This window comes from Geobacter sp. PheSNFMC, assembly GCF_059620965.1.
The window spans coordinates 32272-42463 of record NZ_JCAMRN010000021.1; the positions used below are offsets into that span (position 1 = coordinate 32272).

The window sequence follows — 10192 nt, forward strand, 5'->3', positions numbered from 1 at the left end:
GGGATATCCATGTGCCACTATGGGGCGATTGTTCGTCAAATCGCAGAAAATGGCATCGAAGTCAAGTGATATGGCGGCTTCCCATTGTCAAATTGTCAGACGCCGGTGGCACGCGAGTGCTTCGGTCCTGTTTATCCGGCAAGCCGGTTCCCGGACTGCCGGCGGCCTGTGCTGCCGCTGCCCCGAAACGCTTGACAAGGCATCTGACTCCCCCTATGATTACGAACCTGCGTGAGGATTTGACTGCCCGCGCCAGGATTTAAAAGCAATTCATTTGCCAAGTGTCGGCCAATGATTTTTGCACTCCCATTAATCCGGATTTCATCCAGGAAAGCACACGCAGGCGCAGGGGCAATCCCCTCCCTCTTTTTATGCATCGGCCGGTGAAACCAAACTCAGAGCGCACCATAGGCGGACAGCAGTGGTGAGAGCGTTATTCGTCCTTCTGGCCGTTGTCTTTTCCGCAGCGACAGCCGGCGGCGGAGCCGCTCCGTTCCGCCAGGAAACCGTGCGGGTCGCCATCGTCAAGGGTGATGACGAGGTCCGCGTCGACGGCGACGGCCTCCTTGCCACGGACCAGAGCGGAGAGCCGGTGCGATTCGCGCTGCCTGCCCCCGTCCGCCGCGCCGGCGACGCCCTTTCCGTGGGCGGCAGGGTTCTGCGCCGCCTGACCGTTGCCTCCCCTTCGACCGTCACGGTCAATGGCAAGCGGTATCGGGGCGTTATCGAACTGGTCCCGGCGGACAAGGGGGTTCTCGTCATAAACGAACTTCCCCTTGAAGATTACCTGGTGGGACTCATCAACTGCGAGATATCGTCCCAGTGGCCCATGGAGTCGGTCAAGGCCCAGGCCGTGGTAGCCCGCACCTATGCAGTCTACCAGAAGAGGGCCCGTGCCGGCGCAGTTTATCACCTGGAGTCCACGGTCCTCGATCAGGTTTACGGCGGGTGCGAGATCGAAGACAGCCGGGCCGCCCGCGGGGTGCGCGAAACCGCCGGAGAGATTCTCACCTGGGGGGGGCAGCCGATCCAGGCCTTCTATCATTCCAACTGCGGCGGCCGGACCGAGGTGTCGGAGAACGTCTGGGGCTTCAGGCTTCCCTATCTCAAGAGCGTTGACTGCACCTATTGCTCGGATACACCCCCGATCCGCTGGGAACAGACCCTGTCCCTGAAGAAGCTCGAACCGCTCCTCCGGGGGGCAGGGATTGCCGTGTCCGGGCTCAGGGATATCAGGGAGGGCGCGCGTAACAACAGCGGCCGTCTCACCGAGCTGGTCCTGGTGTCGTCCCGGGGGAACACCGCTGTTCCGGCGGTCACGTTCCGCAAGATCGTCGGCTACACCGTTATCAAGAGCACCAATTTCCTGGTCCGGGTACGGGGCGACGAAGCCGTGTTCACGGGCATGGGGTACGGCCACGGGGTCGGCCTCTGCCAGTGGGGAGCCAAGCAGCGGGCCGCGAGCGGATTCAGCTACCGCGAGATCCTGTCCTACTATTTCCCGGAAGCGGTGCTCACGCGCATGGACGATGGACAGGGGAGCGATGCTCGTCACTGAGTTCGACTACCATCTCCCCCCGGAACTGATTGCCCAGGAGCCCCTCGGCCAGCGGGACGCCACCCGGCTCATGACCGTTGAGCGGGACGGCGGCCGCATCGGGGAGATCCCGTTCCGCGGCATCGCGGGCCTGTTGCGGCCCGGCGATCTGCTGGTGATCAACGATACGCGCGTCATCCCGGCGCGGCTCCACGGCCGCAAGGAAAGCGGCGGCAAGACGGAGATCTTTCTCGTGCAGCGCCGGCCGGGGGACGGCGAGACCTGGCACTGCCTGATCCGCTCCTCAAAACCGCCCCGGCCGGGCGTGACGGTGCTCCTCCCGGAAGGGGTCCGCGCCGTTGTCCGCGAGCCCGGAGAAGGGGAGACCTGGCTCGTGTCCTTCACTCCCGGTGAAGGGTTTCAGGAATGGCTGGATCGCAACGGCGCCATGCCCCTTCCTCCCTACATCAGGCGCGGGGCGGATGCGGCGGACCGGGACCGGTATCAGACGGTATTCGCCCGCAACCGCGGGGCGGTAGCCGCGCCCACGGCCGGCCTCCACATGACCGCCGGGCTTCTGGACGAGATCGCCGGCCGCGGAGTCCGGGTGGTGCCCGTGACGCTGCACGTGGGCCTCGGCACGTTCATGCCGATCCGGGTCGAACGGCTTGAGGACCACCGGATGCACCGGGAGCGGTATCATATTTCCCCGGCCACTGCCGAAGCGGTCAACGGGTGCCGACGGGCCGGGGGCCGGGTCATCGCCCTGGGCACCACCGTCTGCCGGACCCTGGAACAGGCCGCGGCGGCCGACGGGACCATCGCAGCCGGCGAGGGCGAGGCCGACATCTTCATCTATCCGGGCTACCGCTTCAAGGCGGTGGACGCCCTGATAACAAACTTTCACCTGCCCAAGTCGACCCTGCTCATGCTCGTGTCGGCGTTCGCCGGCAGGGACCTTCTCTTCCGGGCCTACGGCGAGGCGGTGGCCGGGCGTTTCCGTTTCTTCAGCTACGGAGACGCGATGTTCATCTTCTGAAAGGCGGGCACGAGGCCGCGCAGGGGCGGACGGGACGATTTCCCGGCCCCGGGCTGCGGTGTCCGGCCCTGCGTGCAGGCATCCTTGGCAGCTATCCAGTTCCGATTACTGAAGCAGGACGGCGCGGCCCGTCTCGGCTCTTTGACAACTCCCCACGGGCTCATCGAGACCCCGATCTTCATGCCGGTGGGAACCCAGGCCACGGTCAAGGCCATGACCCCCGAGGAACTCGATGCCATCGGTGCGCGGATCATCCTCGCCAACACCTATCACCTCTATATCCGCCCGGGCCATGAACTGATCCGGCGGCTGGGGGGGCTTCACCGCTTCATGCACTGGGACCGGCCGATTCTCACCGACAGCGGCGGGTTCCAGGTGTTCAGCCTCAACGAGCTCAGAAAGATTACGGAGGAGGGGGTGCGCTTCCAGTCCCACCTGGACGGTTCGTACCACACCATCCGGCCCGAGGACGCCGTGGCCATCCAGGAGGCCCTGGGCAGCGACATCGCCATGTGCTTCGACGAGTGCACCCCCTATCCCGCGACGCACGACTATGCCCGGCGCTCCATGGAATTGACCACCCGCTGGGCCCGCCGCTGCAAGGATGCCCACAGCCGTGGGGATCAGGCCCTGTTCGGCATCGTCCAGGGGGGCATGTACCGGGACCTGCGCGAGCGGAGCGCCGCAGAGCTGGTGGAGATCGGATTCGACGGGTACGCCGTGGGCGGGCTCTCGGTGGGTGAGGAGAAGGAGCACATGTATGGCGTCATGGAGTGGACGGCGCCGCTGCTCCCTGCGGACCAGCCCCGTTACGTTATGGGGATCGGCACCCCGGAGGACCTGGTGGAGGCGGTCTGGCGCGGCTTCGACATGTTCGACTGCGTCATGCCCACCCGCAATGCCCGCAACGGCATGCTCTTCACCTCCTTCGGCCGCCTGAACATCAAGGGGGCCGCCTATGCGGAGGACCAGGGTCCCGTGGACCCCGCATGCGGTTGTTATGTCTGCCGGAACTACAGCAGGGCTTACCTGAGGCACCTCTACCGTTCTGGCGAGATCCTGGCGTCGCGCCTCAATACGTACCACAACCTTGCCTACTACCTGGATCTGATGGCGCAGATCCGGGCAGCCATTGCCGAGGGGAAGTTCGACTCCTTCCGACGGGAGTTTCACGGCCGCCGGGAAACGCAGTAGCAGTCTTTTCGCAGTCGTTTAACCAAGGGCTCTGCCCTACACAATACACGTGGAGGTACACACAATGCTCGGAATCGCGTTTGCAATGGCGGCACCCCCGGGAGGCGCCCAGACCGGCGGTGCCATGGGAGCCTTCCAGGCAATTCTCCCCCTTCTCTTCATGTTCGCCATCTTCTATTTCCTGCTGATCCGCCCCCAGCAGAAGAAGGCCAAGGAGCACCGGGCCCTGCTCGAATCCCTCAAGCGGGGCGATCAGGTGGTCACCGCCGGCGGCATGCACGGCAAGGTGAGCGGCATCGACGGCGATATCGTGAACCTTGAGATCGCACCGGGCGTCGTCATCAGGATCACCAAGGGATACGTCGCCAGCCTGAAGAAGGACTAAGGATCCATCGAAAGGAGCTTCGCTCATGTCCAAAGGGCTTTTCTGGCGTTTCAGCCTCATTGCGTTATTCATTACTCTGTCGCTTCTCTACCTGACCCCGACCCTGGTGTCGCCGCTGCCGTCCTGGTGGAAGGGACTCCTTCCCAAGGACAGGATACACCTGGGGCTCGATCTGCAGGGCGGGACGCATTTGGTCATGGAGGTGGAAACCCAGAAGGCCGTCGAGGGGACCCTGGACCTCATCGCCACCGATCTGGAGGATGCGCTCTCAGCCAAGGCGCTGCGGTACAAGCAGATCGCCCGTCAGGGTGGCGACCGGGTCGCCATGACCTTCTACGACCGCGGCACCGCTGACGAGGCCCAGAAGCTTCTCAAGGGCAAATACCCGACCATGACCCTCGTCCCCCCCTATGACGAAGGGGGCTTCGTGCACCTGCAGCTCCGGGTGAACGAGAAGGAGGCCCAGGAGCGCAAAGACCGGGCCGTGGCCCAGGCCCTGGAGACCATCCGTAACCGGATCGACCAGTTCGGGGTTTCCGAACCGGTCATCGCCCGCGAAGGACTCACCAATATCGTGGTCCAGTTGCCGGGCATCAGCGACCCGAAGCGGGCCATCGAGCTCATCGGCCGCACGGCCCGGCTCGAGTTCAAGCTGGTGGACGAGACGGTCAATCCGGCCATTGCCACGCCGGGTACCGTTCCCGAAGACACGGAAATCCTGGTGGAGAAGCGGACCGATCCCACCACCGGCGCGGTCTCCGAGACTCCCCTGGCGGTGAAGAAGAAGGCGATCATCACCGGTGACCTTCTCACCGACGCCCAGATCAGGATCGACTCCCAGTTCAACCAGCCCTACGTGGCCATCGAGTTCAACTCGACCGGGGCCCGGCTCTTCGACCAGGTGACCGCAGCCAACGTGGGCAAGCGCTTCGCCATCGTCCTCGACAACACCATCTACTCCGCCCCGGTCATCCGCGAGCGGATCTCCGGCGGGAGCGCCCAGATCTCCGGCTCGTTCACCGAGAAGGAAGCGGCCGACCTGGCCATCGTGCTCCGGGCCGGCTCCCTGCCCGCCCCGGTCAAGATCATCCAGAACATGACGGTGGGGCCGTCCCTGGGTGAGGACTCCATCCACAAGGGGCTCATGGCCGGCGCCATCGGCGTCGCGCTCGTGATCATCTTCATGGGGATCTACTACAAGCTGTCGGGCATGGTGGCCAATTTCGGGATGGTTCTCAACGTTCTCTACCTCATGGGGGCGCTGGCCGCCCTGGGGGCGACCCTCACCCTGCCCGGCATCGCCGCCATCGTGCTGCTGATCGGCATGTCGGTGGACGCCAACGTTCTGATCTTCGAACGGATACGGGAGGAACTGCGGCTCGGCAAAACGCCGCGGGCGGCCCTGGACGCAGGCTACGACAAGGCGTTCCTCACCATCATGGACTCCCACGTGACCACCCTCATCACCGCCGCGGTCCTCTTCCAGTTCGGCACCGGCCCGGTCAAGGGATTTGCCGTGTCGCTCAGCCTGGGGGTCATCATCAACCTCTTCACCGCCCTCGTCGGAACCAAGGCGATCTTCGATTTCGCCCTGAACCGTCTGCGGGTGAAGCGTCTGAGCGTCTAGGGGGCCATCATGCAAATAATCGGCAAAACAAATTTCGATTTCATGGGCAAAAAGAAGATCACGTTCGTGATCTCCGCCATTGTCGCGCTGCTCGGCTTCTTGGGCATCGGCCAGATAGCCATGGGAACCGCCAACATGGGGATCGACTTCTCCGGCGGCACCGCGGTCCAGCTCAATTTCAGCCAGCCGGTCCCCATCGACCAGGCCCGGCAGGCCCTGGCCAAGCACGGCTTCAGGGATGCCAACCTCCAGGAGATCACCGGCGGGAACAAGCTCCTCGTCAAGGTCGGCAAGGCCACCCACGTCCAGGGCCCGGTCGCTGACGCGATCCAGGATGCCTTCCACAAAGAGCTTACCGGCAACCGGTTCGTGGTGGAGAGCTCCACGGAGATCGGCCCGGCCATCGGCGACAAGCTCCGCAGGGATACGCTGGTGGCCATCGCCGTCTCCATGGTGGGAATCCTCATCTACATCGCCTGGCGCTTCGACTTCGCCTTCGGCATGGGCGCCCTGGCTGCGACCCTCCACGACGTGCTGGCCATGTTCGCCATCTTCTTCGTCATGCAGAAGGAGATCAACCTGCTCTTCATCACGGCGGTGCTCACCATTGCCGGCTACTCGCTGACCGATACGGTGGTCGTCTTCGATCGGATCAGGGAAAACCTGCACAAGAACGTCAAGGACTCCCTGACGGCCATCTGCAACTTCAGCATCAACGAGGTCCTTTCCCGGACGATCATTACCGCCCTGACCACGTTCCTGGCAACCGCAGCCCTCTTCTTTTTCGGCGGCGACGTGATCCACGACTTCGCCTTTGCGCTGCTGATGGGCATCATCGTAGGCGTGTACTCATCCGTGTTCGTGGCGAGCCCCATTGTCGTGCTCTGGGGGGAGCGGAACAAGGAAACCAAGGCCTAGGGGGAGACAGAACATGAACAAGGAAACCTTGCTTGCCGCAGTTGTGGCTCTCGTCGTGGGACTTCTGGGCGGTTACCTGGTGTTCAGCATCAGCGGGTCCAAGAATCCGGCGCCGGTTGGCGGGATGCCGGGGGGCGGCGCTCCCATGGTGAACTATGATGAGCGGATCGCCCAGGCCCTCAAGGTCGTGGCCCAGGACCCGAAAAATCTCCAGGCCTGGGTCCAGTTGGGCAATGACTACTTTGACACCAATCAGCCCCAGAAATCCATTGAGGCCTACGGCAAGGCCCTGGAGATCAAGCCGAACGACCCCAACATCCTCACCGACCAGGCAATCATGTACCGGGCCGTGGGCTGGTTCGACAAGGCGATCGCCAACCTGGAGGCATCCGTCAAGGTTGATCCGAAGCATGTCCAGAGCCTGTTCAACCTGGGCATCATCTACATGGAAGACCTGAAACAGCCCGCCAAGGCAATCCAGTACTGGACGCGCTACCTTGAGCTGGACCCCGCGAGCCCCAATGCCCAGCGGGTCAGGATGATGCTGGAACAGGCGAAACAGGTCCAGCCCAGTTCTTCGGCGCCGGGTCCCATGTTCCGGTAGGTCGCACACCTCATCCCCGCTCCGGCGGGGATTTTTTTCGCACAGCCGGTCACGAGGAGCCATGCACGCGACCAACGACAAAATCTGGACCATGCGGGAGCCCGGCCAGGAGGTGGTGGCCCGGCTCGTCCGGGATCTCTCCGTTGATCCCCTCCTGGCCCGGCTGCTGGCCAACCGGGGGGTGACCGACGGTGCCGGCGGGCGGCGCTTTGTCGGTGCCACCCTGGCCGACATCCGAGACCCGCTGCTGTTGCGCGGCATGGATGCCGCGGTGGAGCGCCTCTGCACCGCCCTGCGCAACGGTGAGCAGGTCTGCGTGTACGGCGACTACGACGTGGACGGCGTGACCGGCACCGCCCTCCTGGTGAGCTTTTTCCGTGAGGTGGGGTTTTCCTGCGGCTATCACATTCCCAAACGGCTCAGCGACGGCTACGGCCTTTCCGAAGACGGCATCCGCACCATTGCGGACAGGGGGGCGCGGGTGGTCGTCACGGTCGATTGCGGCATCGGCTCCCTGGCGGAGGCCGAGCTGTGCGCCTCCCTCGGCGTGGACCTCATCATCACCGACCACCACACCCCCGGTCCCGAGTTGCCCCGGTCCCTGGCGGTCATCAATCCCCGGCAACCCGGCTGCTCCTACCCCTTCAAGTCCCTGGCCGGCGTCGGCGTTGCCTTCAACCTCCTGATCGCCCTCCGGGGCCGGTTGCGGGAGGAGGGGCGTTTCGCCGGCGGTCCCGGCCCCAATCTCCGCCAGTATCTGGACCTGGTGGCCCTGGGGACTGTTGCCGACGTGGTGCCACTGGTGGAAGAGAACCGCATCTTTGTTACCTATGGGTTGAAGGAGATGACCGCCACGGGCCGCGTGGGGCTGAGCGCCCTCAAGGAGGTGGCAGGAGTTGCCGGCCGGGTCGGCTGCGGCGCCGTGGGCTTCCGCCTGGCCCCGCGCCTGAACGCTGCCGGCCGCCTGGAGGATGCCTCCCTCGGCGTGGAACTCCTCCTCACCGGTGATCGGAGCAGGGCGGCCGTCCTTGCGGCAGAACTCGACCGGAGCAACGGGGAGCGCCAGGCCCTGGAGCGCTCCATCCTCGACGAGGCGACCGCCATGGTGCGGGCAAACCCCGCCATGCCCCGCAAGAGGAGCATCGTCCTCGCCTCGGACTCCTGGCATCCCGGGGTGGTCGGCATCGTGGCCTCCCGCCTGGTAGACAGGTTCCATCGGCCCACCATCCTCATCGCCCTGCAGGACGGGATGGGGCGGGGCTCCGGGCGGAGCGTGCCCGCGCTCCATCTCCTGGATGCCCTGTCGGCGTGCGGCGAACACCTGGAGAAGTTCGGCGGACACCGGCAGGCGGCGGGCCTCACGATTGACGAGGAAACTCTCCAGATTTTTGTGGAGCGGTTCGAGGACGTCTGTGCCGGGCTGCTGGACCCCGAGGATCTGAAACCGGTGGTGGCCGTTGACGCCGAACTCACCGCCGGCGAGGTGATCCCGGAGCTCGTGGATCTGATCGAGGACCTGGAACCCTTCGGCATGGGGAATCCGGAGCCGCTGTTCCTGCTGCGCGGCGTCACGGTCTGCGGCAGGCGGGTCGCCGGCGGGCATCACCTGCAACTGCGGCTGGACCTGGGAGGACGCCAGGTCGATGCCGTCGGCTTCAATCTCGCCGCCAGGGATGGCGCGCCCGGCGACCGGGTGGACATCCTCTTCTCGGCGGGCTGGAACAACTGGAACGGCCGGCGGAAGTTCCAGCTTACCCTGAAGGATCTGAGACGATCGGGAGACGGCCGTGCTTCGTGAGGAACGGTTCGAGCGGGCGGAACAAGTCATTCACCTGGGATTCTGGGTCAACGCCGTTCTGATGGTCGTGAAACTGGCGGCAGGACACTTCGGCGGCTCGGAAGCGGTCTTTGCCGACGGCGTGGAGAGCGGCTGCGACTTTGTGGCGCTCCTCTTCACCTTGGCGGCGCTGCGGGTGGGGCGCAAGCCCTTCGACGCCAGGCACCCCTACGGCCACGGCAGGGCGGAGAACGTGGCGGCATTCGTCATCGCGCTGGTCATCGTCGGCGCCGGCATGTTCATTCTGGTGCAGTCGGTGCGCACCATCATGTTCCGGGCCTGGCAGACCCCCGATCTCATGGCCGTGGGGGTCGCCTTCCTGACCATCATCATCAAGGAAGGGCTCTACCGGTACAGCGCCGCGGCGGGACGGAAGCTCGACAGTCCGGCAGTCCAGGCCGTTGCCATGGACCATCGCAAGGACGCCCTTACCTCCATCGGGACCCTGGTGGGGGTTGCCGGCGCCTATGCCGGGTTCGGGGTCATGGACCCGCTGGCAGCGGGGCTCACGTCCCTCTTCATCTTCCGGATCGGGTACGAGACCTTCCGAACCGCCCTCCACGACCTCATGGACGGTCAGCCGCCCGATAACTTCATCCGGGCGGTCACGGAACTGGCCGAGGGGGTGGAGGGGGTGGAGCACGTCCACGAAATCCGGGGCCGCCGGTCGGGCCAGTACATCATCATTGATCTCAAGCTCGACATGGATCCGGAGATGACGGTCAAGCAGTCCCACGACATCGCCACCCGTGTCAAAAAATTGATTTTCGAGCGGTTCCCCAACGTGGGGGATGTCATGATCCACATCAACCCCCACGACGAGGAGCACGAGGACCTGATACGGCTTTAGCGGAGAGGCGTTCGGGCGCTGATGCACGCGGACCCCATACCACCACAAGGAGGCAGCCATGGCAGAGACCCCCAAGAGTATCGCTGATCTGAAGGAAGCATTCGCCGGTGAGTCCCAGGCGAACCGCAAATACCTCGCCTTTGCGAAGCAGGCGGACAAGGAAGGGTTCGCCCAGGTGGCCAAGCTCTTCCGTGCCGCTGC

Annotated in this window: 10 protein-coding genes; all 10 read left to right on the plus strand. The window is 64.6% G+C overall.

Annotated elements, in window-relative coordinates; all coding sequences use genetic code 11:
- Window positions 1-421: 421 nt before the first annotated feature.
- Window positions 422-1558 carry a SpoIID/LytB domain-containing protein gene (locus AC6CDK_RS06475; RefSeq protein WP_039643309.1) on the plus strand — a complete coding sequence of 379 codons (1137 nt, stop codon included), beginning with the start codon at window positions 422-424 and terminating at the stop codon, window positions 1556-1558.
- Window positions 1545-2576: a tRNA preQ1(34) S-adenosylmethionine ribosyltransferase-isomerase QueA gene (queA, locus tag AC6CDK_RS06480; protein WP_192905512.1), complete on the plus strand. Its 1032-nt coding sequence runs from the start codon at window positions 1545-1547 to the stop codon at window positions 2574-2576. Before AC6CDK_RS06475 ends, queA begins: the two co-directional genes overlap by 14 nt.
- Window positions 2577-2660: 84 nt before the next feature.
- Window positions 2661-3770 (plus strand): tRNA guanosine(34) transglycosylase Tgt, encoded by a 1110-nt coding sequence (gene tgt / locus AC6CDK_RS06485; RefSeq protein WP_039648103.1) that lies wholly within the window; start codon window positions 2661-2663, stop codon window positions 3768-3770.
- Window positions 3771-3834: 64 nt separating this feature from the next.
- On the plus strand, window positions 3835-4155 hold the full coding sequence (yajC, locus tag AC6CDK_RS06490) for a preprotein translocase subunit YajC (RefSeq protein WP_039643311.1): 321 nt from the start codon (window positions 3835-3837) through the stop codon (window positions 4153-4155).
- 25 nt (window positions 4156-4180) lie between these two features.
- Window positions 4181-5782: a protein translocase subunit SecD gene (secD, locus tag AC6CDK_RS06495; RefSeq protein ID WP_039643312.1), complete on the plus strand. Its 1602-nt coding sequence runs from the start codon at window positions 4181-4183 to the stop codon at window positions 5780-5782.
- 9 nt (window positions 5783-5791) lie between these two features.
- On the plus strand, window positions 5792-6700 hold the full coding sequence (gene secF, locus AC6CDK_RS06500) for a protein translocase subunit SecF (RefSeq protein WP_039643313.1): 909 nt from the start codon (window positions 5792-5794) through the stop codon (window positions 6698-6700).
- A gap of 13 nt (window positions 6701-6713) precedes the next feature.
- On the plus strand, window positions 6714-7304 hold the full coding sequence (locus AC6CDK_RS06505) for a tetratricopeptide repeat protein (RefSeq protein ID WP_039643314.1): 591 nt from the start codon (window positions 6714-6716) through the stop codon (window positions 7302-7304).
- Window positions 7305-7365: 61 nt separating this feature from the next.
- Window positions 7366-9102: a single-stranded-DNA-specific exonuclease RecJ gene (gene recJ / locus AC6CDK_RS06510; RefSeq protein WP_039643315.1), complete on the plus strand. Its 1737-nt coding sequence runs from the start codon at window positions 7366-7368 to the stop codon at window positions 9100-9102.
- Window positions 9092-9991, plus strand: coding sequence for a cation diffusion facilitator family transporter (locus AC6CDK_RS06515; RefSeq protein ID WP_039643316.1), 900 nt, complete (start codon window positions 9092-9094; stop codon window positions 9989-9991). The genes recJ and AC6CDK_RS06515 overlap by 11 nt, the downstream gene beginning before the upstream one ends.
- Window positions 9992-10049: 58 nt before the next feature.
- Window positions 10050-10192, plus strand: a 143-nt coding sequence (locus AC6CDK_RS06520) for a ferritin family protein (RefSeq protein ID WP_496639781.1), incomplete at its 3' end; no start/stop codon positions are given.